The organism is Weissella kandleri, from assembly GCF_045504165.1.
GTDB lineage: Bacteria > Bacillota > Bacilli > Lactobacillales > Lactobacillaceae > Weissella > Weissella kandleri_A.
The window spans coordinates 207,761-231,883 of the sequence record NZ_JBJJNY010000001.1 but is presented as its reverse complement, the minus strand read 5'-3'; the positions used below and the strand labels follow the sequence as shown (position 1 = coordinate 231,883).

24 protein-coding genes are annotated in these 24,123 nt (G+C 39.8%); 5 read left to right on the top strand and 19 right to left on the bottom strand.

What is annotated here, in order from left to right; translation table 11 throughout:
• Window positions 1-52: 52 nt before the first annotated feature.
• Complete coding sequence (locus ACJQWY_RS01130) at window positions 53-940, bottom strand: LysR family transcriptional regulator (protein ID WP_407075915.1); 888 nt, start codon at window positions 938-940, stop codon at window positions 53-55.
• 110 nt (window positions 941-1,050) lie between these two features.
• On the opposite strand from ACJQWY_RS01130, the gene ACJQWY_RS01125 reads away from it, so the two are divergent.
• Complete coding sequence (locus ACJQWY_RS01125; RefSeq protein WP_407075914.1) at window positions 1,051-2,010, top strand: NmrA family NAD(P)-binding protein; 960 nt, start codon at window positions 1,051-1,053, stop codon at window positions 2,008-2,010.
• A 354-nt stretch (window positions 2,011-2,364) separates the two neighbouring features.
• Window positions 2,365-3,024 carry an MgtC/SapB family protein gene (locus tag ACJQWY_RS01120; RefSeq protein WP_407075913.1) on the top strand — a complete coding sequence of 220 codons (660 nt, stop codon included), beginning with the start codon at window positions 2,365-2,367 and terminating at the stop codon, window positions 3,022-3,024.
• 147 nt (window positions 3,025-3,171) lie between these two features.
• Here the strand turns inward: ACJQWY_RS01120 and yidC are convergent, their stop codons facing one another.
• The 15 genes from yidC to ACJQWY_RS01045 all read right to left on the bottom strand — a co-directional run bounded on the left by yidC (window position 3,172) and on the right by ACJQWY_RS01045 (window position 16,436).
• Window positions 3,172-4,209, bottom strand: a complete 1,038-nt coding sequence (gene yidC / locus ACJQWY_RS01115; protein WP_407075912.1) for a membrane protein insertase YidC — start codon at window positions 4,207-4,209, stop codon at window positions 3,172-3,174.
• A 79-nt stretch (window positions 4,210-4,288) separates the two neighbouring features.
• Window positions 4,289-5,614, bottom strand: a complete 1,326-nt coding sequence (locus tag ACJQWY_RS01110; RefSeq protein WP_407075911.1) for a dihydrolipoyl dehydrogenase family protein — start codon at window positions 5,612-5,614, stop codon at window positions 4,289-4,291.
• 29 nt (window positions 5,615-5,643) lie between these two features.
• Window positions 5,644-6,348, bottom strand: a complete 705-nt coding sequence (locus ACJQWY_RS01105) for an amino acid ABC transporter permease (RefSeq protein WP_407075910.1) — start codon at window positions 6,346-6,348, stop codon at window positions 5,644-5,646.
• 27 nt (window positions 6,349-6,375) lie between these two features.
• Window positions 6,376-7,167 carry a transporter substrate-binding domain-containing protein gene (locus ACJQWY_RS01100; RefSeq protein WP_407075909.1) on the bottom strand — a complete coding sequence of 264 codons (792 nt, stop codon included), beginning with the start codon at window positions 7,165-7,167 and terminating at the stop codon, window positions 6,376-6,378.
• A gap of 215 nt (window positions 7,168-7,382) precedes the next feature.
• Entirely contained in the window at window positions 7,383-8,384 is a 1,002-nt protein-coding gene (locus ACJQWY_RS01095; RefSeq protein WP_407075908.1) for a nucleoid-associated protein, read from the bottom strand.
• Between the two features lie 12 nt (window positions 8,385-8,396).
• Window positions 8,397-9,455, bottom strand: a complete 1,059-nt coding sequence (locus tag ACJQWY_RS01090) for a SepM family pheromone-processing serine protease (RefSeq protein ID WP_407075907.1) — start codon at window positions 9,453-9,455, stop codon at window positions 8,397-8,399.
• Window positions 9,448-9,945 (bottom strand): pantetheine-phosphate adenylyltransferase, encoded by a 498-nt coding sequence (gene coaD / locus ACJQWY_RS01085; RefSeq protein WP_407075906.1) that lies wholly within the window; start codon window positions 9,943-9,945, stop codon window positions 9,448-9,450. Before coaD ends, ACJQWY_RS01090 begins: the two co-directional genes overlap by 8 nt.
• 2 nt (window positions 9,946-9,947) lie before the next feature.
• Window positions 9,948-10,502 (bottom strand): 16S rRNA (guanine(966)-N(2))-methyltransferase RsmD, encoded by a 555-nt coding sequence (gene rsmD / locus ACJQWY_RS01080; RefSeq protein ID WP_407075905.1) that lies wholly within the window; start codon window positions 10,500-10,502, stop codon window positions 9,948-9,950.
• Window positions 10,503-10,511: 9 nt separating this feature from the next.
• On the bottom strand, window positions 10,512-10,823 hold the full coding sequence (locus ACJQWY_RS01075) for a YlbG family protein (protein WP_407075904.1): 312 nt from the start codon (window positions 10,821-10,823) through the stop codon (window positions 10,512-10,514).
• Between the two features lie 11 nt (window positions 10,824-10,834).
• On the bottom strand, window positions 10,835-11,992 hold the full coding sequence (locus ACJQWY_RS01070) for an FtsW/RodA/SpoVE family cell cycle protein (protein WP_407075903.1): 1,158 nt from the start codon (window positions 11,990-11,992) through the stop codon (window positions 10,835-10,837).
• A gap of 206 nt (window positions 11,993-12,198) precedes the next feature.
• Window positions 12,199-14,040 (bottom strand): translational GTPase TypA, encoded by a 1,842-nt coding sequence (gene typA / locus ACJQWY_RS01065; RefSeq protein WP_407075902.1) that lies wholly within the window; start codon window positions 14,038-14,040, stop codon window positions 12,199-12,201.
• Window positions 14,041-14,139: 99 nt separating this feature from the next.
• Window positions 14,140-14,922, bottom strand: coding sequence for an inositol monophosphatase family protein (locus ACJQWY_RS01060; protein WP_407075901.1), 783 nt, complete (start codon window positions 14,920-14,922; stop codon window positions 14,140-14,142).
• A 20-nt stretch (window positions 14,923-14,942) separates the two neighbouring features.
• The gene (locus ACJQWY_RS01055; RefSeq protein WP_407075900.1) at window positions 14,943-15,227 is read right to left on the bottom strand and encodes a UPF0223 family protein; all 285 of its coding nucleotides are present in this window, start codon (window positions 15,225-15,227) and stop codon (window positions 14,943-14,945) included.
• 6 nt (window positions 15,228-15,233) lie between these two features.
• Window positions 15,234-15,821 carry a peptide deformylase gene (gene def / locus ACJQWY_RS01050; RefSeq protein WP_407075899.1) on the bottom strand — a complete coding sequence of 196 codons (588 nt, stop codon included), beginning with the start codon at window positions 15,819-15,821 and terminating at the stop codon, window positions 15,234-15,236.
• A 111-nt stretch (window positions 15,822-15,932) separates the two neighbouring features.
• Window positions 15,933-16,436, bottom strand: a complete 504-nt coding sequence (locus tag ACJQWY_RS01045) for a hypothetical protein (protein ID WP_407075898.1) — start codon at window positions 16,434-16,436, stop codon at window positions 15,933-15,935.
• Window positions 16,437-16,517: 81 nt separating this feature from the next.
• On the opposite strand from ACJQWY_RS01045, the gene ACJQWY_RS01040 reads away from it, so the two are divergent.
• The 3 genes from ACJQWY_RS01040 to rnjA all read left to right on the top strand — a co-directional run bounded on the left by ACJQWY_RS01040 (window position 16,518) and on the right by rnjA (window position 19,302).
• A complete protein-coding gene (locus ACJQWY_RS01040) occupies window positions 16,518-17,285 on the top strand; it encodes a D-alanyl-D-alanine carboxypeptidase family protein (RefSeq protein ID WP_407075897.1) in 768 nt (255 codons plus the stop codon).
• A 117-nt stretch (window positions 17,286-17,402) separates the two neighbouring features.
• Entirely contained in the window at window positions 17,403-17,621 is a 219-nt protein-coding gene (locus ACJQWY_RS01035) for a DNA-directed RNA polymerase subunit epsilon (protein WP_407075896.1), read from the top strand.
• 1 nt (window position 17,622) lies between these two features.
• Window positions 17,623-19,302 carry a ribonuclease J1 gene (gene rnjA / locus ACJQWY_RS01030; RefSeq protein ID WP_407075895.1) on the top strand — a complete coding sequence of 560 codons (1,680 nt, stop codon included), beginning with the start codon at window positions 17,623-17,625 and terminating at the stop codon, window positions 19,300-19,302.
• A 100-nt stretch (window positions 19,303-19,402) separates the two neighbouring features.
• Here rnjA and ACJQWY_RS01025 read toward each other — a convergent pair whose 3' ends face one another.
• From ACJQWY_RS01025 to parC, 3 genes are all read right to left on the bottom strand, one after another.
• Entirely contained in the window at window positions 19,403-20,359 is a 957-nt protein-coding gene (locus ACJQWY_RS01025; RefSeq protein WP_407075894.1) for a diacylglycerol/lipid kinase family protein, read from the bottom strand.
• Between the two features lie 308 nt (window positions 20,360-20,667).
• A complete protein-coding gene (locus ACJQWY_RS01020; protein ID WP_407075893.1) occupies window positions 20,668-21,576 on the bottom strand; it encodes a manganese-dependent inorganic pyrophosphatase in 909 nt (302 codons plus the stop codon).
• Window positions 21,577-21,640: 64 nt separating this feature from the next.
• Window positions 21,641-24,115, bottom strand: a complete 2,475-nt coding sequence (gene parC, locus ACJQWY_RS01015; protein WP_407075892.1) for a DNA topoisomerase IV subunit A — start codon at window positions 24,113-24,115, stop codon at window positions 21,641-21,643.
• Window positions 24,116-24,123: the final 8 nt, after the last annotated feature.

Here is a 24,123-nt window from a genome sequence, read left to right as displayed (position 1 = left end):
ATTTACTATGGGTATTTTTGTATCTAGGTGTTCGGATTAATCCTACAATATGTTATTGTTCTGCTAAAATAACTTTCCGTATCAAGTCAATTACATCATGCAGTGCCGCACGCTCATCCACTTTCAAATAGGCAATACCATACGTCAATTGAACTTCGTCATCTAGGGGCACACTAACAATTTCATGATCATTTGGATCGATAACGAAACCAGGTAAAACCCCGATTCCCTGTTGTCCTTTAACCATGGTCACGAGCGTATTAGCAGTTTCTGCTACATGAAATTTTCGTTGCGGTCCTAAATCTTGTAATTTCTTTTGCACTTGTTCAATCGCCGGCGGTGCTTGGCGTGGATTGAAATAAATAATATTACAATTTACTAAATTTTCAATTTTTAAAGCCGACTGCTTGGCTAATTGATCATTAACCGATAACAATACTTTAAATCCAGATTCTAAGATCGGTTCAAATGCGATGTTTTTATTAAATCTGACATTATCTGCAGTTGTTAAAAGCAGATCAAACCGCCGACTCATTAAATCCTCAACACTACTGTTCAAAGTCAAATTATGGAGCGTTAAGTTAATATCCTCTAAGTTTGAAGCCATCATTTTTAATAATTTAGGCAAGAATATTTTTTCAAAAGGCGTGTTAGTATAACCTAACGTTAAATTATCCAATAAATCATGCTGTTGCACTTGGGTAATCGTTTGTTCAATGCGCACCATAATATCACTAATATTTCGATAAAAAAATTCACCCTCAGTTGTTAATGATACCCTCCCGTTGTTTCGATCAAACACTTTTTTGGTTAATTCTAGTTCTAATTGCTGAATATTTTTAGTAATTGAGGGCTGCGTCATATGCATTTTTTGAGCTGTCTCGGAGAAACTTAACGTTTCTGCTACACAGATAAATACATTAATTTGTGTAAAATTCATATCAATTATTCCAATCAGTTATAGCTTATAACAAACGGCAATTTATTAAAGTGTGTTCATTATGATATTGTTAACTTGTAAATTAAATTAAAAATGAAAGAGGTCTTAATATGCGTTATATTGTTACCGGTGTCGACGGAAAACTGTCTAGTCGGGTTGCCGAAATTATGTTAAAAAATGTTAGTGGTGATCAACTTACCTTTACCTGTTATAAAATTGATCGGCTTCAGCCCGATAAGCTTAAGCGCTGGCAGGATTTAGGTGTTCGCGTCGTTGAAGCGGACTACAATGATAAAGCATCATTAGTAAAAGCCTTTGCGGATGGTGACCGTCTCTTCCTCATCTCTGGTTTAGATGTTGGTAAGCGAGTAGAACAACACAAAAATGCAATCGATGCAGCCATTACAAATGGTGTGCAACATATCACATATACTTCATTCGTTGGCGCCACTGATCCTGCTTACGAACATGTCTTTGTAACACCCGATCATACCGCAACTGAAGAATATCTTGAATCAACAGGAATTCAATATGCGGCACTTCGAAATAACCTTTACCTTGAAACATTTATGACAATGCGTGCCATGCTAGCCTTCATGTCAAACGGACGATGGGTAACAACTGCTGGCGAAGGCAAAGCCACTCTGGTCCATAAGGATGATTGTGCCGCTGCAGCTGCTGCCGCTTTACTCGGTAAAGGTGGTGATCGTAAGGTCTTTAACATTGTTGGAGCACAAGCCATCTCTGTTCGCGAAATTTGTGAAATTATCGCTAAACGTTCAGGAGTTGACCTTGAATATGTCCCAGCAACACAAGCTGAATACTATGCATACCTTGAAAAATTACATATTCCACATGATATGAGCGGTGATTTTTCTCAATCCCCTGCTCCATTTAGTGCTAACGATGTGGTTGACAATGATCAAGCTGTTGGTGATGGACTCTTTAACGTTCAATCAAATGATATTGAACTCTTAACGGGTAATAAGCCCAAAACTGCCTTAGATATTGCGGCTAATTTTGACTATATTTGGCAAGATCACATTACTAACTGGCGTCAAATGAAATAATTAAAAAAGACAGAATGTTCATCAAGCTGGATTGGTGAGCATTTTTAATTGCCTTTTTATTCATTTTAACCATATTATGAACAATTTTAAAGCTTAGGTCATACTAAACAATTATTTTCTGACTTGATGCTATACACTACATGGCTAATTCAAAAATAATTTATTTGAAGATCAATAATTGACCCCCATTAGTTCAAAGCTATCTTCGATTGTACTGTTTAATCGAAATAATTTTTCTTCACTTTCATCTAATCTTTTGCTGCACGTGCAATATTTTTAATCTTAAAATAATGCTTTACCAAAGAATCCTGATATACTTATATATACTTACTTTATTTTGAACAGGAGTCTTTTATGGAATTTGATTTTATTATTAAATTATTATTAGCTGTCATTTTAGGCATCTTTATCGGTTTGGAACGTCAAACTCGTTTTAAATCAGCTGGGGTTAGAACCCACGCGCTAGTTTCTTTAGGCGGGGCCCTGGTTATGATTATTTCCAAATATGGATTTATGAATATATTAAATCTCAACAATATTGCATTAGATCCTTCCCGAATCGCGGCCCAAGTAGTTAGTGGAATTGGCTTCTTAGGTGCTGGTCTAATCATCGTCAAAGGTGACAAGTTTCTGAGCGTTTCCGGTTTAACCACGGCGGCCGGTGTCTGGGTCACCTCTGGCATTGGAATGGCCGTTGGGGCTGATATGTATTCTTTAGCTATTGGCGGTACGGTAATTATCATTATCATGCAATTAATTCTATATAAATTTAAAGATTTTAATTTGCATACTATCTATCATATTAGAATGACTAGTCCCATTGAAGACGCCCAGGTCAATGAATATCTCAACCAAATTCGATCAAATAAATTCAATCCCGTCCTCGATGCAATTAAAATTGAACACAATCGAATTAGCACAGAATTAACCGTCGTTTTATCTAATGCTGATGACTTAATTGACCTAAAACAATCTATGCCAACCAGTACATTTATCGAAATTATTAGTGAATAGGATAATGAGCTACACATTGTCCAGCTTGTGAGTTACGACTATTTAACAAAAATTCACATCTTTTTAGGTCAACATTATCCTACTTCAGATATTTATATACAAAAAACGCTTCAACTATTAAGTTAAAGCGTTTTTTTATCATAGTCCTTAATGTTTTTGATTCCGCTGACGGTGTTGCTCATTACGTTCGCGATTCGTCAACTTCTTTTCAAGATTGATTTCTGATTGTTGGGCTGGTGTCCCTTGCGGAGCACTGTTAGTAGCTTGCTGCTCCTGTTGCTTAGTTGCCGCCTCTTGCGCTGCTGCCATCCGTTCCATAAAGCCACTGTTTTTATCCACTTGAGGTGCTTTAATCTTTCCGGCAAGGGCGTCTTCAACCACATCCTTAACCGTGAACGTATTCTTGACGTGTTGCCGTAAACGTGGGCGCCACAAATTAATCAACAAAGTTTGCATCACCATAATGACGGCACCACCAAAGAAATACAAGCCAATTCCAGCATTGGTAAAGTACGTCATCATAAACATCATGATGGGCATCATGAACATCATCGACTTCATTTGCTTCTTTTGTTCTTCAGGAATCCCCAACATTGAAAGATATGATTGGGCCAAATATATCAACCCGGTCGCAATGGCTAATCCTAAACTGGACTGAGCTAATTGAATGCCAAAGAAATTAGCGTCCTTAATAGAAGCCGCCTGCGTAACCGCCCAGTCCATATGACTCCATCCATGGATAATGCGCGGATTAATCGCGGCATACAATCCGGAGAAAATAGGCCATTGGATAATTAGCGTGGTAAAATTCATCCCCCCTAGTAACGACACATTATTTTCCCGATAAATATGCATCATTGCTTGGCTGGCCCGCATCTGTTCCTCGGGAGTTTTAGCCGCTTTTTGCGCCTCTTGCACCCGATTTAATTGGGGCTGCAATAAACGCATTTTTTCTTGTTGAAGCGTCATATTGCGTGATTGATGTAATTGCATTGGTAGTAAAACTAACCGAACAATAAATGTCAAAATTAAAATTGACCAACCAATTGCATTTGAATCATTAAACATATGCTCCACAATTTGCATGAAATTAGCCAAATATGGTGCTAAGATATAAATTTTTCCCGTAAAAAACATAATCACTAAAATAATGATTAAAATCGGAGTTAAACCTTTAATTTTCATTTTGATTGTTTCTTCCTATACTCTAAATTAAGAAGGCTAGCTTCTTCTGTTACTATAAGAGTAAATTATACCATAAATGCTATTCATAAAAACCAGCAAATTCACTTCCCAAAGATGGGTAAGCATACAAATTAGCTTGCGTATCATTGAGCGTACGTTCTTCATTAATGGCTGTCACAAAATAGTTAATTAATTCTTCAGCTTCTTTTGCATAAACACTTGCTCCTCGAATAATTCCGTTTTGATCCAACGCCACCCGAATAATTGGATGATCTTGATAACGGTAAAAAGTAATGACCTTTTCCCACTTAAATTCATGCACTGTTAATCCTTTTGCTTGAGCGTCAGCCATCTTAACACCAGTTTGCGCAATCCGTGGGCTACCAAAGACCACTTCTGGTAAGGTCTGGTAATGGATTGGGTCTGCTTCTGCTCCAAACAAATGCCGCGCGACATAGCGTCCTTCAAAATTACCAACAGGGACTAACTTAGGGACCGCATTATCTGCGACATCCCCAATTGCATAGACATGTGGATTGGTTGTTTGAAGATATTGATTAACCACCACATGACTTTGATGCAATTCAATCTGCCCAGTTGCGGCATCTAATTGATCAGTATTCCCCTGTCGACCAATTGTTAGCACCACTTGGTCTGTTAACCATTGTTGTCCGTTGGTTAAAGTCACTCGATATTGCTGCCCAACAGCCTGAATGCTGGCCACTTCTACCTCAGAAACCCATTCAACCCCATCTTGAGCCATTTGTTCCTTTAAGGCGGTTGTTAAAACTGGATCAAAATCTTTGAGAATTTTTTGATGATGTGCAACAACATGAACATGACTCCCCGCCATCTGACTGATGTTAGCAAATTCTACCCCGATATATCCAGCACCAATAAAGGTGATATCTTGCGGCATCGTTTTTAAATTCAAAAATGCTTCACTATCAATGGTCAACTCTGCTCCAGGGAAAGTTGCCGTTTTAGGCCGTTGCCCCGTGGCGATAATCCAATAATCAGCTGCCAGCGTCTCGTTGCCAACTTGAACCGTCTGACCGTCAATAAAATGGGCCGTACCCGCTAAATGCGTAATACCTGCCGTATCCAAACCTTTAATTTTACGTGGCTTAACCGCATCAACATAAGTTTGTTTAAAGGCCATTAGTTCCGGCCAATTGATTTTCAAATCACCTTCTAGTCCGCGCCCCTTTAATGCTTTTTGCCGTTCTAGACCTTCCACCGCACTTAAAAGAATTTTTTTAGGATCGCAGCCATAATTGGGGCAAGTGCCACCCCATTGATATTTTTCAATGATAACAACTTTTTGTCCTAACTGTTGCGCTTCAAAGGCAGCTGCTAATCCAGCCGGACCAGACCCAATCACACCTAAATTAAATTTTTGCATCTTGTCAGTTCCCCATTTCTAAATTCATCTTAATTATCGCGCAAATAGCGCGACGTGTAACGTTCCAACCAGCGTTGGATAAATGTTAAGACCGTTGTAATGACTGCATAAACAAAAGCAACTAATAAATACATATCTAACGTCTGATAATTTTGAGCCGCAATTTGCTGACTCAAATAAAAGGTTTCTACAATCGTAATCACACTCGCCAAGGATGTATCTTTAACCAATGAAATTAAGGAATTACTGAGCGGTGGTACTGCAATCCGCGCTGCTTGTGGCAGAATTACTTCTTGATACGTCTGCCACATTGTCAAACCTGTTGCTAATGCTGCCTCTTTTTGTCCGCGATCAACTGATAAAATCGATGCTCGAATAGTTTCGGATGCATATGCCCCGGTATTTAACGCAAAAACCGTGATGGCACTAACCCAAGCATTCGCAAAAACATCAATATTAACATTGGGTAGACCGTAAAAGACAATAAATAACTGGACTAGCATCGGTGTCGACCGGAAAATCCAGACATAAAAGTATGCTAAACCTTTTAAAACCCGGCATCCCCACTTCAATAAAAGCTGCTCCGGTTGGTGCATGACCCGTACGAGGGCCACCAAAGTCGCCACCACCAGACCTAATATAAATGAAATTGCCGCCAAAGGAATTGTATATATTAGAGCTGCTTGAAATAATTCTGGTAAATATTCAACTGCTAAATCAATAAAATTAGACATAAATGTGTTTCCCAATTTTCCTCAATATTATGCTTTCGTTAAATCCATATGAAAGTATTTATTTGATAGTTTCTTTAAAGTTCCGGCCTTTGCTAACTTTTTAAGCGCACGATTCATCTCGTGTTGTAATGGCTTATCCCTTTTATTCAACAGTGGCGCCGCCGGGATTGGTGGCACCTCTTTATCTAAATTAACGGCCTTAATTTTGGCTTTCTGATTGCTTTTATGCCAACGTTCAAACGCGCCAGCATCATTTAATTCGCCATCAGCCCGCCCAGATTTAATTAAGTTCATTGCTTCAACCATACCCGGAATAGGAACAATTTTAGCGCCATTGTGTTTGGCCAATTGACCAAAATTAGAGCTAGTTGATTGTGCCATCTTTCGCCCTTTAATATCTTTTAAGTGCCGCATATTCCCACTCTTTTTTTGAATCAGTACCGTTTTAGAATACAGGTATGGTTCAGCGAAAATATAACGACGCTGCCTTTCTTTGGTAATCCCTACATTATTAAAAATGACATCATATCGTTGCGAATCAAGTCCGGTCAGCAAGGAATCCCACTTGGTCACGACAAATTTAGGCTTCAGGTGCATTTCCTTGGCCACAGCTTTGGCCACTTCCACCTCATAGCCTGTTAATTTACCATGATTACGGTAAGAAAAAGGCGCATAGGTTCCTTCTAACCCGATTGTCAGCGTGCCCGGATGAATCGGCTTAAACTCATTCGCAGCAACTGGCTGCGGGATGAAGAAACCACCCCCCAGTAATAACCCCATCACTCCTAATAAGGCCCCAAGTAAATATCGTCTTTTCATCAGAACCTCCTAAAAATAAAATAAAAAGCACCAACCTCATTAAATGAGTCAGTGCTTGTGTGTTTCAACCTATTTAGACGGCACGTCAAAATAATTGATTGCCCACAAGCAACCAAAATCCACAACTTAAGTTAAGTGTAAATTTTTTGAACATTTGCCGTCTCCTTTGTCTTTCTATGAAACCAATTTTACCGATAAAAAGTAAGTTTGTCAATCTACGCCTTGAACTTATTTTTGATTTCATCAATTCCTTTAATCATCAACGTAATTTTACCATCGGGATTATTGATTAATTCAACTTGATTTTTATCTTGGTACGCAGCCATTGGAATTGAAACTTCAATTCCTGAATCTAGGATAAATTTTTGGGCCGCATATTTTTTTTGATACTTTAATGGGTCCTCTAGTTCAATTTGATGATTGATGGCACTTTCTTCCAATTTCTCACGATACATTGTTTGCGCTGACAGATTATCATCAAAGACCTGTTCTCCGATACGATCTACAGAAATTATCCCATCTTCACTTGCATCTTCAAAAATCATTGCTTGGGTAGTGGCCAACGCTTCATGCAGCGGAACATCAAATTTATCTGCGACTTGTTTAACTGCCTGCTTAACCGTCTGCAGTTCATTTTTAATGCTCACTTCCGGTTCCAACGCTGCAAACCGCTCCGCAAAGTACGCCAACCGTTGCCCTTCTTGCCGATATGTTTTTTCGATTAAACGATACCGCCCGTCCATCAAGTTAACAATAATCCCTTCATCAGGCGCCGAACTTCCACTCGGTAATACCGCTTGATTCAAAACTAATTGATTTTGCACGCATTCATCTTGATAATCCACCATATGCACAAACCGTGGCGCCGGATTGATTTTAAATAACGCAAAGAAATCATCATTTTCTTCGGTATACTCTAAAATTAAAACATCGCCCCCCGGGACCGCACTTAATTCTTTAATTACATCAAACAATTTTTCGGTCAGACCCTGGCTAATAGTCACAAAATCGCCTTGCTGATTATCATCTAATTGTTGTGCTAAATAATCGTCACCATTCAATTGACCGGGCTTAAAATCGCCTTGATTAAATTTAGTAATTAATTTTTCTAAATATTCATGCACCTGATTTTGATTTATATCTAACTCATTTTGCGATAAAAATAATTGACCAGCTGCTTGATCTAAGATATGCAAAATTGCATGTTTTAATATCATTTTTGTCCTCTTTTAATTTGGATGTGCCTCTAAATAATCAATCGCATCTTGGAAATTTTTAACCGGTACAATCTTCATCTCTGGCGCGTATTTGCGGCCAGTACTTTTTGCCAATTGATAATTGGTCTGATGCTTTTCTTCATATTTTAAATATTTTTTCGGTAAATTTATATATGGAGCGAAGAAAATCTGCGCACCACTTTTATGCGCGGCAATCACCTTTTTATCAATCCCACCGATTTCACCTACATGACCTTCTCGATCAATCGTACCCGTCCCTGCAATGGAACGCCCCTTGGCCAAGTCTTCTTGAGTAAGAGCGTCATACAATTCCAAAGCAAGCATTAGTCCACCGGAAGGTCCACCAATTCGACCCATGTCAGCTGAAATTTTCACCGGGGATGACACAGTCGTATGATCAATTAAGCGAATGCCTAATCCCGCAACTTTCTCCGACATTTGATCCAATTGAACCGTCTTTGCTTGTGCTTGATACTCTTTATGATTCCGTTGATACGTAATATCCGTTTGCGTCCCTGCTGGATGAGCTTCGATCATTTTTTGCAAGGCTAAGACATTTTTTGGGTGTTCCCCATTCACTGCTGTAATCATATCGCCCACTTGCAGTTGTTTTTTAAAATTAGAGTCATCTTGAATTGAGTATACATAGACTCCTTTAAAATTTTCTTGGTACGGCTGCTGTGCCTTTTTTAAAGCCACCACTTTAGCTGAATCCAAGGCTGTCTGCATTTCAATTTGACCTAAACGATTTTGCTCAGCTGTGGTATTCCCCGCCGTCATCGCCTGCTCACTAATTAAATCAGCGTGGGGATTAAAAGCAGCCATCATCGCGGTTAAGCCGGTCACCCGCTGGATTCGTACCGCTGTAATATTGTAATCACCATGGATATCCGGTACTTTTTGATTAATTTTAATAAAATTACGTAAGCCCATTGATAAACCTGGCTCTTCACTATACAACGGCAACGGTACTAAAACAAATGCCGCCAAAAACAAGCCCAATAACCACCATAGTAATTTCTTAACTGTTTTTTTCTTGGGATTATGCATCTTCTGAATTCCCCTTATATTTAGCTTGCAGGGCGCTCAGTACCGGTGCAGGCACCATGGCTGAAATATCCGCCTTGTAACTAGCCAACTCTTTAACATAAGAACTGGCTAGTACTTGATGTTCGGGCTTTGCCAACAAAAATATGGTCTCAATCCCACTCACCCGACGATTGAGCTCGGCGATTTTTTTCTCATAATGCAAATCTTGTTCATCCCGTAAGCCACGAGCAATTAGATCCACTTCTTGCGCTTTAGCCACTTCAGTCGTTAAGCCCGTATAATTAATCACTTTAACATTTGATAAATTCGAGGCAGCCACACTTGCTTCAATTAGCTGTTGGCGCTCTGTTACCGTAAATAATGTTTTTTTGGCTGGATTAACCCCAATTCCAACGATAACTGCATCGAAAAGGTGCGCTAAACGTTGAATGATATCTAGATGCCCCACCGTAAGTGGATCAAAGCTTCCAGGATAAATCACTTTATGCATACCTAGCTCCTTACATATTCATAAATGGTAATAACCGTTATACCGTAATCTTTTTGCTTAATCTGTTGGAAACCTTGAATGGTATCGGGCAGATTAGCAAATTGATCCGTCTCAGCCATTAAAATAGCACTATCTGCCACTAAATTGGCTTGAATTAGTTGTCCAACATCTTGAATAATCATCTGCTTTGCATATGGTGGATCAAAATAAAAGAGATTAAACGGTGCGGCACCCGTCAATTTACTGATGGCTCGATTAGCTGAAGTCTGATAAACCGTAAATTGCTCTGACGCTTTCGTCATCGCCACATTTTGTTGAATCGTTTTGACAGCTGCACGTTGTTGATCAACCAAAACAGCTTGCTCAATTCCTCGTGAGACGCCTTCGATACTCAAGCCTCCTGAGCCTGCATATAAATCCAATGACCGGCCACCATCAAAATATGGACCAATCATATTAAAAATTGCTTCTTTTACTTTATCTGTCGTCGGCCGGGTCGCATTTCCAGGTACTGCTTTTAATGGCCGGCCGCCAAAATCTCCACCAACAATCCGCATATTCTACCTCTATACTTCTTCTTCATCTACCACAATTTCGTCCAATTCAACATCGTCAACCGTAAAGGCTACACCATCTGAGCCACTTCCGACTGTTGAATCTACCTCTGGCCATCGTGAAACCTCAATCTTTTTCACAAAGCCCAGACGACTAATTAACTCTTGTTTCTTTGCTATTTCATTTTCATTCATATATATAACGGCATAACTGAATTGATTGGAAATATAAGCAATCACCCCGAACCGCCGCAATTGCTTTGCCTGACGGGGATTATTTAAATATACAATCAAACTCCGCCGGGGCTGAATATTAAAACTCATTTGCTAATCTCCTATGCTTGTAATAATTGCTGTGCTTTATCAAAGCGAATATGTTTAATCACGTTTAATGATAAGCCCAATGCTAACCCGAGTGAGATAATCGATGATCCACCAACTGATATAAAGGGAAAAGTAACCCCTGTAATCGGCAAGATTCCAATGACTCCACCTAAATTAACAATAATTTGTAACATAATATAGGCCGCTGTCCCCACTAAAATCAAGCGGAAACGCATATAGCCTGTTTGGAATGCAAAATAAACTAACCGCCATACGATAAATAATAAGGCCGCCAATACAATCATAATCGCCACCGCACCTAGTTCTTCACTCACGACGGCCATAATAAAATCAGTATTGGGCTCAGGCAAGTTACCTGTTTTTTGTAAACTGCGACCAATTCCGCGACCAAATAAGCCCCCATTACTAACCGCATAGTATGAATTAATTAATTGATTTCCGATTGTTTGGGCATATTTCCAAGGGTTCAAATAGGCTGTGAACCGTTGCATCATATAATAACCAAACTTCTCTAACCAAGGTTCAAACGCTGGAATTAAAGCCCACCAAATGACAAGCACCGCACCGAATGATCCAACCGCATACCGTGCCTTTGCTCCTGAAGATAATACAATAATAAATAAAATCCCTAATGTAATAATAATTCCACCCATATCGGGATAAGTATATAACAATACAGTACTCATTAAAATTCTAAACCAGCCCAAATGAATAAAGTTCTCTTTTAACGTATGGTTTTTCCGTGTCATTGCAAAGGATATCCATAAAATAATGGTTACTTTATAAAGCTCCACCGGCTGGATTGAGACTGGTCCTAAGATAATCCAACCACGTGCCCCATTAATGGGTGGGAATAGGACTGCTAATAACATTAAAGCCATTGAAATTAAGTAAAAAGCCCACGAAACAGCGCCCAAAATTTTAACCCAATGCCTTGAAATATGGAAACAAATTAAAATTAACGTCAAAGCAATTCCATAGAAAAATAATTGTTTTTGTAAAAAGCTGGTCGGTGAAACATTAGTGATGCCAGCACTTGCTGAAAATGACATAACACTACCAAAGGCCATTAAGCCGATTACCACAAGCATAATCCACCAATCAAAATACAGCATGTTTTTTTTAATTTTTTTGATTATTGTTCGCAAGCATCTATCCTCTTCAATCACTTTTCAAATTCATTTTATAAATACATAAAATCATTTTACCACAATTTAAGGTCTGCTCGCGCTCATTAACGGTTTCTTATTTAAAAAGAAACTTCACTTATTAAAATAAATTTCGAAATCCTCAAATAACATAAAAAAACACCATCAGCATAACTCTGACGGTGTTTCATCGTAAATACTTTTAATTATTGTTGTGCCATCTTACGACGCTTAGCTGACTTTTCACGTTCTGAAGTATTCAAGATATCCTTACGAATTCGAACATTTTCAGGTGTTACTTCGACATACTCGTCATCATTCAAGAATTCTAATGCAGCTTCAAGCCCCATCTCACGAGGAGTCTTAATAGAAGCTGTCTGATCCTTGTTTGAAGAACGTACGTTTGATTGTGGCTTCATCTTTGTGACATTGACTGAAATATCATTGTCACGTGCGTTCATTCCAACAACCATACCTTCGTACACTTCAACTCCAGCGCCGACGAACATTTGTCCACGATCTTCAACACCCATAATGGCATAATTAGTCGTAGTTCCTTGCGTAATTGAAACCAAGGCTCCGTTCCGACGGCCAGGTTCCCAGTTGCGAACGATTGGACGATAGTCAGCAAAGGTGTGGTTATAAATTCCATACCCACGCGTAGCTGAAAGGAATTCAGTTGAATATCCAATCAAACCACGTGAAGGTGCAACGTATGCTAAACGAGTTTGTCCGTTCCCCATTGATTCCATATTCAACATTTCACCCTTACGTTGGTTCAATGAATCAATAACTGATGAAGCATACTCATCCGGTGTATCGATTTGCACACTTTCGTAAGGTTCTGATTGAACCCCATCAATTTCGCGATAGATAACTTGTGGTCGTGAAGCTTGCAATTCAAAACCTTCACGCCGCATTGTTTCAATCAAAATTGAAAGATGCAATTCTCCACGTCCTGAAACAAGCCAAGCTCCAGCTTCATCTGTGTCTTCAACACGCAAAGAAACATCAGTGTGTAATTCACGACGCAACCGGTCTTCAATTTGACGCGCCGTCACAAACTTACCTTCACGTCCAGCAAAGGGTGAGTCGTTTTGACGGAAAGTCATTTGCAAAGTAGGTTCGTCAATTCGCAAAACTGGTAAAGCTTCTGGGTGCTCTGGATTAACTACTGTTTCACCAACAGAAATCTCATCCATTCCAGCAACCGCAATCAAATCACCAGCAACCGCTTCTTGAATTTCTACTCGATCCAAACCAATGAATCCAAATAACTTAGTAACCCGGAAAGATTGCTTTGAACCGTCAAGCTTCATAACTTCGACATTATCACCAATCTTAATCTTTCCACGGAAAACCCGACCAACTCCAATCCGGCCTAAGAAATCACTATAGTCCAACAAAGCTACTTGGAATTGCAAAGGCTCATCTGAATTATCTTCAGGTGCTGGAATCGTTTCAAAGATTGAATCAAAGACTGGCTTCATAGTGTGATCTTGTGTCGCAATGTCAGGGTCCAATGACGATGTTCCGTTCATGGCTGAAGCATAAATAACTGGGAAGTCCAATTGATCCTCTTCAGCACCCAATTCGATGAACAAATCCAAAACTTCATCCACAACCTCTTCTGGGCGCGCTCCGGGACGATCAACCTTGTTCAAGACAACGATTGGTGTCAAGTTTTGTTCAAAGGCCTTCTTCAAAACGAAACGAGTTTGTGGCATAGTCCCTTCAAAGGCATCAACCACCAACAAAACCCCATCAACCATCTTCATGATTCGTTCAACTTCACCACCGAAGTCCGCGTGACCAGGAGTATCAACAATGTTAATTTGCTTATCTCCCACCCGTACGGCAGTATTCTTGGCCAAAATCGTGATTCCACGTTCTTTTTCCAAGTCATTTGTGTCCATCGCACGATCGCCAATTTGCTCACGCGTATCTAGCGTATCAGATTGCTTCAATAATTCGTTAACCAAGGTCGTCTTACCGTGATCGACGTGGGCAATGATTGCAATGTTCCGGATATCTTCACGTTTTGCCAAAATCCTATTCTCCCTGACGTTTTCGTCACATTAAATTCTTTTTTCTATTTTACACCAATTTAAACAAAATAAAACGCCAAATTAACTAGAACGCACTAGTTACATTGACGTATTTGTCAGTGCTAAAATATCATTGGTGGCGTTTTTTGTCGCTGCCACTATTAAGCTAGATGATAACATGTCATCTACTCTCTTGTCAAACTTTGTAATCTGTAACCCAAGCGTCTGACATAAAACTTGACCGGCCGCAAAATCCCATGGTTTTAAATAACTCATAAAGGCCCCAACTTGACCTCGGGCCAAACGAATAAAGGAAATCCCTGCCGATCCATAAACCCGATAACCCAAAGCGGCCCCTGCTACCGCCTGAAAACCAGGAGTATTATGTAATAACCGCGCTCCTGACAGTGAAACGATACTTTCCACTAGGCTCAAATTTGCTGGTGCATTTAGCTTTTCCGAATTGAGCCAAACTCCACATTCGGGGGAACCATGCAATAACTCATTTTCCATCACATCTAAAATCCAAGCTCCCCGTGGTTGACCATCTTCAAAACACGCTACCATAGTCGCAAATTGATTTTGTTGCTTCACGAAATTCAACGTACCATCAATTGGATCAACAATCCAGATTGATCCTGCCATTGAATTGATTGAATCCCCAAAGCCCTCTTCACCTAAAATCTTAGCCATCGGATCAAATTCCCGAATGGCTTTTACATAATATTGTTCTACTAAACGGTCAACATTGGTTACCAGATCTCGAGAATTACTTTTCGTTTTAACTTCCAAAGGCTGTTGTAAATGTGCTAAAACTTGTTGTCGAACATGTTGCATCAATTGGATCACAAAGTCATCCAACTGTTCAAAAGTTTTCTTCATTCTATGATCACCTGGCTTTCCTACTGTGTCACGCTAAATTTAGTCGCTGTTGATGCTTGGGCCGCTTGCATCGTTTTATAAATACTATAACCTGAGCTGACCTTAAATTGCCGATCTAATTGTTTTTCTTCACTTTTAGTAGGTACGACTTGTTTAAACGCCTGGTAAGCCGTTAATAACTCAATTCGGGAAACCTGTGCTTCATTTGCCTGGGCCACTAATGAATATAACTGGCTCACTTGAATAATATCTTGGGTCGTCCAACCAGACAACAATGGATAATCAAAATTTAAATCCGACTTCATCAATAATTACCCCAAGTATTTCGTATTATCAGTTTCGGCCCATGGATCATTTTGAATATGATCATAGTACAAAACACCGTGCAAGTGATCAATCTCATGTTGGAAGACAATGGCTGGATAACCTTCCAACTTTAATTCATGCGCAGTACCAGCTTCATCTTGATACTTCACCGTAATACGATAAGCCCGATTGACATAACCTGGCACATCATCATCAACTGATAAGCAACCTTCACCAACCCGTAGTGCCCCTTGTTTAACCGATTGTCGCACAATAACGGGATTAATAATAACTCCCTTAAAGAACGGTGGGATTTCTTCAGCATCTTTTTCTTCATCTCCTGGTTCGACATCTTCACCTGGAATCAAAATCGCTGAAAACTGTTTACTAATTCCCACTTGTGGCGCCGCTAAACCAACACCTGGACGCAAATCATAAATTTCATTTTGTTCTTCATCTTGACTTACAACCAAATATTCCATCATTTCGTTCATAGCCTGTTGGTCTTCTTCACTCAAAGGGAAAGTAACCTTTTGTGCTTGCGTGCGTAATACCGGTGCCGGATCGCGCACAATATCTTTCATTAAATACATGACTGCCTCCAAATTTGAAAAAACTTACTTATAGATATAATACGAAAGAAAGTAGCAAGATTGCAAATATATTTTTTCGCAAAGTTATTAAATTGACACGTTACCAAAGTATTAAGTTTGAAACGGTTGATTTAATTTTTTTAAGTCGTGTAAATACGCCAAAGTCTGATACGTCACCACATTAGCAATCTCGAGATGAATTATCGGTTTAACCTGATCATACCAAACATCTGTAACGACCAAAGGCGCAACCGTTTGATTCGCGTCTAATAATGGTAAATGCGCCTCTTGACTATATACCTGCAAACTCTGATTCAAAGCTTCTTGGAGCTTTTGTGGGGCCTTACGTTCAGTGTAAGAAACTTGAAATTCAAAAGCCATTACATTATAGCCCCAAATATTTGCAACCAAAGTTGAACGAGCCGGTTGATCAGCGGAAATCACAAATCCCCACTGCGACCCTTTAGCTACCAGAATTGTTTGCACAGCTCGATTAACAGTTTTTTGAGCCTCGATTATATTTTTTTCCGTTTCGCGCCGGCCAATCACGTGATTGAGGTGAACCAACACAGCTACCCCGGCTAAAATAATTAAAAACCACCATACTAAATGCATATTTTCACCTACCACATATTTAAAAGTGTGTAATTCGTTGTATACTAAAAACTAATTATACTTGAAACTGGAGAATTATTTATGGCTAATAAACGTTTGATTCCTATTTTAACATTGATTATCTTCATTGGCGTCGTTGCCGGAGTGTTTTCTCACATGAAAAATAACAATGCTACTGACGCTCACACGCCAGAGTCCACGAGCCAAGCTAAAAAGTCAACCACTAATCCTGATCCATCGCATAAAACTAAAATCACACCCGAGCTAATGGTAGTCAATAAAAAGCATCCCTTAAATAGGGATTATAATCCTTATAATGGTTCAACAACGGATAACAATCCTTCTGGATCAGGGCTTTCCCCCGCCACTAACCAAGCCAAGACAGCCTTAATTCAAGCCATGCAAAAAGCAGGCTTTCAAATTTCTAATAATATCTCCGGCTATCGTTCATATCAATACCAGACTATTTTATATCAAAATTATGTTCGACAACATGGTCAAGCCGAAGCCGATACCTTTTCCGCACGCCCAGGCTACTCTGAGCATCAATCCGGATTAGCTTTTGACTTAGTTGGTGCTGACGGCGATTTACCCACTGATAACCAAATGTACCAATGGCTTCAAAAGCATGCCCATAATTTTGGTCTCATCATCCGTTTCCCCCGTGGTTCCAATGCTTCAACCGGCTACATAGGTGAAGAATGGCATATGCGCTATGTTGGGAAAACTAATGCGACTAAAATGTATCAGCAACATATTGCTACACTAGAAGAATTTACCGGACTCCCTGGTGGTGAATATAACCAAGATTCGCAACAAGACATTCCTGCCATTAGCGAAATTGATTAAATCCTTGATTTTAAACTCTGTTCCTGCTTTTCATGGTACAATATAAGTCAATGACGTTACAGAATCTTTCGAATTGATGTTAATTTCAATTCAGAAAAAAATTAAAGGAGTTTTTTAATGATTTACAAAGTATATTACCAGATGACTAAAACGCAAAACCCTAAGCGCGAAAACACACACTCGCTCTATGTAGAGGCTGATAATTTACCTGAGGCACGCTTAGCAGTTGAATCAAACACTGGGTACAATGTTGAACATATCGAAGAACTTTCTGAAGCTGCTTTGAGCTATGAAAAGCAAAGCCTCGGTGAGCGTTTTAAGTTGACGGAGTTCTAATATGCCAATGAATATTGATATTAAACCAAATGAGGTGGCAGTGTACGCCTTAGGTGGTTTAGGTGAAATTGGAAAAAACACATACGCTGTTCAGTATGGTGATGATATTGTTGTCATCGATGCGGGTGTTAAATTCCCAGAAGACGAGTTATTAGGCGTTGATTATGTCATCCCTGATTACACTTATCTAGTTGAGAATCGTGATAAAGTACGCGGTTTAGTCATTACCCACGGACATGAAGATCACATTGGTGCGATTAACTTCTTCTTAGACGCGGTGAATGTCCCAGTTTACGCCGGTCCTCTAGCGGCAGCGTTAATTAAAAATAAGTTGGAAGAGCACGGCATCTTAAATCGAACTGAGTTACATGAAATTGGCGAAGATGACATCTTAGAATTTGGTTCACTGTCAGTGGAATTTTTCCGCACGACTCATTCAATTCCAGATACATTTGGGGTTGCCGTACATACCCCTAATGGGGTAATTGTCGAAACCGGTGATTTTAAATTTGATCTAACTCCTACGACACATCAGCCACCTAATTTGCAAAAGATGGCGCGTATTGGTTCTGAAGGGGTCTTACTCTTAATGTCAGACTCTACCAATGCTGAACGTCCAGAATTTTCAAAATCAGAACGTTGGGTTGGCAAAACCATCGAACAACTCTTTGATGACATCGATGGTCGTATTATTTTTGCCACATTCGCTTCTAATATGTCACGAGTCCAAATGGCAACGGAAGCTGCCCTCGCCCACGGTCGTAAGATTGCTGTCTTCGGTCGTTCTATGGAAACGGCAGTTCGCAATGGATTAGCCCTTGGCTACTTAGATATTCCCGAGGATATGCTTATTGATGCCCATGAAGCCAACAAGCTTCCACCCGAAAAGATTCTTATCCTATCAACTGGATCACAGGGTGAACCAATGGCAGCCCTCGCCCGGATTGCCAATGGTACACACAAACAAATCAAAATTCAACCAAACGATACCGTAATTTTCTCGTCTTCACCAATTCCTGGGAATACGCATTCCGTTAACCACGTTATTAATGAACTTGAAGAAGCCGGCGCCCGCGTGATTCACGGTAAAATTAATAATATTCACACCTCTGGTCACGGTGGTCAGGAAGAACAAAAATTGATGCTTTCTTTGATGAAGCCTAAGTTCTTCATGCCCGTTCACGGTGAATATCGGATGCTTCGGGTCCATGCTGGTCTCGGTGCAGATATTGATGTGCCCAAGGATAACATCTTCATTCTTGATAATGGTGATGTGCTTGCCTTGACTCAAGACACCGCCCGCTTGGCTGACCATATACCAGCTGCTGATACGTATGTTGATGGTAGCGGAATCGGTGATGTCGGAACGGCCGTCTTAAAGGACCGTCAAATGCTGTCTCAAGATGGTCTAGTGGTCGTAGTCGCAACGATTGATTTAAAAAATCAAGAAATTACAGCTGGTCCAGATATTCTATCGCGTGGCTTCATTTATATGCGTGAGTCAGAAGATTTGATTAATGAAGGTCGCCATGAAATATTTAAGGCAATCTTAACAGCCATGCGCGAACCAAATGTTTCGGAACATTCAATTCGCAATGCTGTGATTAGTCGCCTCCAACGTTTCTTATTTGAACAAACGAAACGGCGTCCACTAATCTTGCCAATGTTTATTTTCGTCTAAAAGCAAATTAAAAGCACGGAATTAAATTCCGTGCTTTTTTATGCATTTTTTTACAAATTCATGAATAAATCCTTGGCGGTTTACTATGCCTCGTTGTATCCTACAACCAAAAATCATATTGTCGGGTCGTTAACACAAAGTGATAAGTATGCACACCTAATTCTTCTCCATCAGCTTGACCATTTTCCAAACGCTCAGTTTCTAACTCTAAACGATCCACCGTATAACGATGAACGCCTGGTTGATTCGTTAAATTTTGTTTTGCTACACTTTTAAGTAATTTTAAAAATTGATGCTTATTTTTCGGCTTTTCAACCACGATCATGTCAATTTTCCCGTCATATGGATCCGCATCTGGCATAATATTCACCCCACCCCCAAAGTACTGATGATTAGAAATAGTTGTCAAATATGCATCACCAATCCGCTCCGTCCCATGAGTAGTTTTAATATTCACTGGGAAGCTATCTTGTTGCGAAAGTGTCTTCACCAATAAAGCGCCGTATGATAGAGTTCCCAACCCTAATTTATTCAACCACACTTTAGCGTAAGAATGATTCGTTAAACTAACGACCGTCGCGTCTAACCCGATACCGAGATTATTCACAAAATAGCGAGTCTGACTACTTCGTTGATCTGTATAAACTCCAATGTCGGCCTGGAACGGCATTTGTTGCGGATCTTGAGTCTGCTGTAAAATACGACGCAATGACGCGAGCGGATCAACTTCAATTCTATGCGCGCGGGCAAAATCATTACCTGACCCAGCTGGAATATATGCGATGGGCCGAATCATATTGGGTTGATACTGTAAGACCGAATTTAAAACAATGTTTAAAGTCCCATCGCCCCCTAAAACTACAATTTGGGTTTTAACTTCATTAGGATCCCGTAAAAAACGCTTTAGCCATTTTGTAATATCATAGGAACTTTTACTAATATACTGTTCAAAATTAATCGAATGTTTTTGGAGCTCTTCTTGAAGGCTATGCCAAGTAGTTAAGTTTTTCCCAGACCGCGCTGCTGGATTAATAATGAATTGATATTTTTGTTCCATGTAACTGCTCTCTTCGCTTTCTAGAGCGAGATTATTGCTAGTTCTCGCTACTAAAGTTTTTTATCTTCCTGGGTCATAATTATACTCTTTTTCATTAAGTTATAGCTACGTTTTTTTGCATAATCTTATAATAATTTAATAATCACCAATTTAATTTAAATTCACATAATCAACCATATAATATACACCGTTCAAATTTATTCTACGTTTAAATTTTTCGATAAAAAAACCCTGAAAACCAAAAAGGTTTTCAGAGCTAGATTCTATTCAATATCAACTGGACTTTCACCTGTTGAAAATTATCATTTTTAGAAAGCAGCGGTCAAAGGAGGGACGACTTGCTTTTTACGTGACACAACTCCTGGTAAGTCAATGACGTTGTTGTCTAATTTGGCGTTAAAGGCCTTTTCAACCTCAGCTGCATCTGGTCCGACAAAGATAGCCTTTGAATTTGAATTCAAAATATCTGTAATCACAAATAAGAAATTATTATATTCTGAAGCTTGCATAGCAGCTTCAAATTCAGCCTGCCGATTCAAAGTATCTTCAATATCAACCGTGTTAACTTGCCCAATCCGGAATTCATGACCATTGAAATCAAATGATTTGGCATCCCCATCAATTAATTCTTGAGCAGTCCGTTGTGACAAATCAGTTCCAGCTTTTAACATGTCCATTCCATAGGCTTCGTAATCATCAATTCCAGCTGCTTGAGCTAGACCAGCCAAGGCTGGTTGGTCCAATTTAGTAGTTGTAGGGCTCTTTAACAAAAGGGTATCTGAGATAATCGCTGAAGCCAACATTCCAGCAATGGCCTTTGGAATTTCAATTTGATTTGCTTGAAATTCATAATACAAAATAGTAGCGACTGACCCCAAGGGCTTATTCGTAAACCAAATTGGGCTGGCTGACGTAAAGTCGATCTTATGGTGATCATAAACTCCCACAACTTCAACATCATCTAAATTAGCGACAGATTGGGCTTTTTCATTATGATCAACTAAAACGACTTCTTTTGTATCCGCCTTTTCAATCACACGCAATGAGCTTAGACCAAAATAATCTAAAGCATATTGCGTTTCCGCATTTGGCTCACCTAAAGCTACTGCTTCCGTCTCCTCATGATATACTTCTTGTAACAAATATGCTGCTCCCATTGCTGATGCAATCGTATCCGTATCTGGATTTTGATGTCCAAAAACAAGTTTTTTTGCCATGATTTCTAACTCCATTTTCTTAATTCTTAACTACTATTTTACCATGCTTTTCTTTACAACAGGACTACGCTTCAGAATCTTTCACTGGCTCAACCCGTAGTGTAACTGGTCGCCCTTGCTTCTCAGGTGTAACCACAAAGCTTCCATTACTGTAGCGTTGACTAATTGGGTGGTCAGTTGGTTGGATCAAAATAGCTTGATTCGTATCCGTTTGAAGCACTAATTGCATCGCCGCTTTTTGTGGTAACACTTGAGCGGATACAATCCGATGTGCATCTTTCTTTAATTCACGCATCACTGCCACACCCTTCTTAGCCCGCGAGGTACTTGGAATATCAGCAACAACCATTCGCTTATAGGCGCCCCGATTTGAAACTAAATGAATAAGCATCTCAGAAGCTGGTTGTGTAATGACACCTCCACCAATGAGATAATCATCATTTTGTAAGTTCATCGCCTTAACACCTGTGGTTCGATTACCTTGCACCGGTACATCCGTCAAATTAAATCGCAAGCCTTGCGCTTGATTTGAAATTAAAAGCACTTCAGCCTGATTTACATCATTTTCCAAGACATACTGCAAAAGCACTAGAACACCTTGGTTTTTAAACTTAACCAATGGCATTGCCCGCTTCCGGTAATTAGAGCGTGGTTGCAAAGTTGCAAAAGCCACTTGTTTAATGGTTCCTTCGCTTGTCCCAATCACCCAATGTCCCATCAGCTTGTCTAAATCATCCACCACTTTAACCTGAATAATTTGCTCTTCTGGCCGTAAATCAGTGACCGTTTGTGACAGATGCTCTCCCGCATCTTTCCACTTTACCTCTGGTAATTCATGGACTGGCCGATAGATGACGTTTCCATAATTGGTAAACATAAACACATGCTGCATCGTATTAAGCTTGTGACTAAAGACGCTCATGTCATCTTCACGCAGGCCATCCTCATCCCCGGAAGCCTTGTATGAACGCAAAGAAGCGCGCTTCACATAACCTGCTTGTGAAACAAGCACCATCACATCTTCATCCGCAACCGTCACACTTTGATCAATTTTAATTTCCTGCACTTCAGCTTGAATCTCAGTTAATCTTGGTGTAGCATACATCTTCTTCAATGCATTTAATTCACGCTTTAAGACTTTGATCAACTCTTTAGGGTCATCTAAAATTAATTGCCAAGCTTTAATTTGCCCTGCTAAATGTTGAGCTTCTTCTTGTAATTGCGTCACGTCGGTATTACTCAAACGATATAATTGCAAAGTCACAATCGCCTCAGCCTGCATATCAGTAAATTCATACGCATCCATTAAATTTTGCTTCGCCGTGGCACGATCCTTAGACGCACGAATTGTAGCAATTACTTGGTCTAAAATTGAGAGAGCTTTAATCAAACCATCGACCACATGCAAACGTTTCTTCGCTTTAGCTAAATCAAATTTCGTCCGCTTCGTAATAATTTCTTTTTGATGCTCAATAAACGCCTCTAAGGCCGTCTTTAAGCTAAATAATACCGGTCGTTGATTATGAATCGCTACCGTATTGAAATTATAGGTAATTTGTAAATCGGTCTTTTTAAAGAGGTATTGCAAAATGCCATCCGCATTCCCATCTTTAGCAATTTCAATCGCAATGGATAATCCTTCTCGATCAGATTCATCTCGTACTTCAACAATCCCAGCAACATCTTTATTCGCCCGAATTTCATCCATTTTATGCACTAAAGCAGCTTTATTAACTTCATATGGAATTTCACTAATCCGAATCAATTGCTTCCCGCCCTTTAAAGGCTCAATGACCGTCTTAGAACGAACCACAATTTTACCTTTTCCGGTTTCATATGCTTTTTTCAAACCCGATGCACCTTGAATAATCGCACCGGTCGGAAAATCTGGACCTTGCACAAATTGCATCAAGTCAGCCACAGTTGCCTTAGGATGACTCAACAGATGAACGACAGCCTCAATAACTTCGCCTAAATTATGCGGTGGGATTTCCGTCGCATATCCCGCTGAAATTCCAGTTGCGCCATTTACCAATAAGTTTGGGAAATGCCCTGGCAAAACGGTTGGCTCATACTCGGTATCATCGAAATTAAGCACCATTTCCACCGTGTCTTTTTCAAGATCACGCAGCATTTCACCAGCAATTTTTGATAAACGGGCTTCTGTATAACGCATGGCTGCAGCGGGGTCATTATCAATTGATCCGTTGTTTCCATGCATCTCAATCAATGGTGCTCGTAATTTCCAATCTTGCGACATCCGCACCATCGCTTCATAAATTGATGAATCACCATGGGGATGAAAATTACCCATGACATTTCCAACTGATTTAGCCGACTTACGGAATTGTTTATCGTAAGTATTGCCATCTTTATTCATGGCATACAAAATACGGCGTTGAACAGGCTTTAAGCCATCTCGAATATCGGGAAGAGCTCGTTCTTGAATAATATACTTTGAATATCGCCCGAAGCGATCACCCATCACAGCTTCTAAAGAAAGCTCTTGAATGGATCCTTGCGCTATTTCTTCTGACATTGCTGTTT

Excerpts from the sequence above, each read along its gene's own strand:
- ACJQWY_RS01090 (WP_407075907.1), bottom strand. The coding sequence starts at position 9,455 with ATGCATAATCCCAAGAAAAAAACAGTTAAGAAATTACTATGGTGGTTA.
- ACJQWY_RS01060 (WP_407075901.1), bottom strand. The coding sequence starts at position 14,922 with ATGAAGAAAACTTTTGAACAGTTGGATGACTTTGTGATCCAATTGATG.
- ACJQWY_RS01040 (WP_407075897.1), top strand. The coding sequence starts at position 16,518 with ATGGCTAATAAACGTTTGATTCCTATTTTAACATTGATTATCTTCATT.
- ACJQWY_RS01110 (WP_407075911.1), bottom strand. The coding sequence starts at position 5,614 with ATGCAAAAATTTAATTTAGGTGTGATTGGGTCTGGTCCGGCTGGATTA.
- ACJQWY_RS01035 (WP_407075896.1), top strand. The coding sequence starts at position 17,403 with ATGATTTACAAAGTATATTACCAGATGACTAAAACGCAAAACCCTAAG.
- parC (WP_407075892.1), bottom strand. The coding sequence starts at position 24,115 with ATGTCAGAAGAAATAGCGCAAGGATCCATTCAAGAGCTTTCTTTAGAA.
- ACJQWY_RS01025 (WP_407075894.1), bottom strand. The coding sequence starts at position 20,359 with ATGGAACAAAAATATCAATTCATTATTAATCCAGCAGCGCGGTCTGGG.
- ACJQWY_RS01020 (WP_407075893.1), bottom strand. The coding sequence starts at position 21,576 with ATGGCAAAAAAACTTGTTTTTGGACATCAAAATCCAGATACGGATACG.
- def (WP_407075899.1), bottom strand. The coding sequence starts at position 15,821 with ATGTATTTAATGAAAGATATTGTGCGCGATCCGGCACCGGTATTACGC.
- ACJQWY_RS01120 (WP_407075913.1), top strand. The coding sequence starts at position 2,365 with ATGGAATTTGATTTTATTATTAAATTATTATTAGCTGTCATTTTAGGC.
- ACJQWY_RS01105 (WP_407075910.1), bottom strand. The coding sequence starts at position 6,348 with ATGTCTAATTTTATTGATTTAGCAGTTGAATATTTACCAGAATTATTT.
- ACJQWY_RS01100 (WP_407075909.1), bottom strand. The coding sequence starts at position 7,167 with ATGAAAAGACGATATTTACTTGGGGCCTTATTAGGAGTGATGGGGTTA.
- rsmD (WP_407075905.1), bottom strand. The coding sequence starts at position 10,502 with ATGCGGATTGTTGGTGGAGATTTTGGCGGCCGGCCATTAAAAGCAGTA.
- ACJQWY_RS01075 (WP_407075904.1), bottom strand. The coding sequence starts at position 10,823 with ATGAGTTTTAATATTCAGCCCCGGCGGAGTTTGATTGTATATTTAAAT.
- ACJQWY_RS01095 (WP_407075908.1), bottom strand. The coding sequence starts at position 8,384 with ATGATATTAAAACATGCAATTTTGCATATCTTAGATCAAGCAGCTGGT.
- ACJQWY_RS01045 (WP_407075898.1), bottom strand. The coding sequence starts at position 16,436 with ATGCATTTAGTATGGTGGTTTTTAATTATTTTAGCCGGGGTAGCTGTG.
- ACJQWY_RS01125 (WP_407075914.1), top strand. The coding sequence starts at position 1,051 with ATGCGTTATATTGTTACCGGTGTCGACGGAAAACTGTCTAGTCGGGTT.
- rnjA (WP_407075895.1), top strand. The coding sequence starts at position 17,623 with ATGCCAATGAATATTGATATTAAACCAAATGAGGTGGCAGTGTACGCC.
- coaD (WP_407075906.1), bottom strand. The coding sequence starts at position 9,945 with ATGCATAAAGTGATTTATCCTGGAAGCTTTGATCCACTTACGGTGGGG.
- ACJQWY_RS01055 (WP_407075900.1), bottom strand. The coding sequence starts at position 15,227 with ATGAAGTCGGATTTAAATTTTGATTATCCATTGTTGTCTGGTTGGACG.
- ACJQWY_RS01130 (WP_407075915.1), bottom strand. The coding sequence starts at position 940 with ATGAATTTTACACAAATTAATGTATTTATCTGTGTAGCAGAAACGTTA.
- yidC (WP_407075912.1), bottom strand. The coding sequence starts at position 4,209 with ATGAAAATTAAAGGTTTAACTCCGATTTTAATCATTATTTTAGTGATT.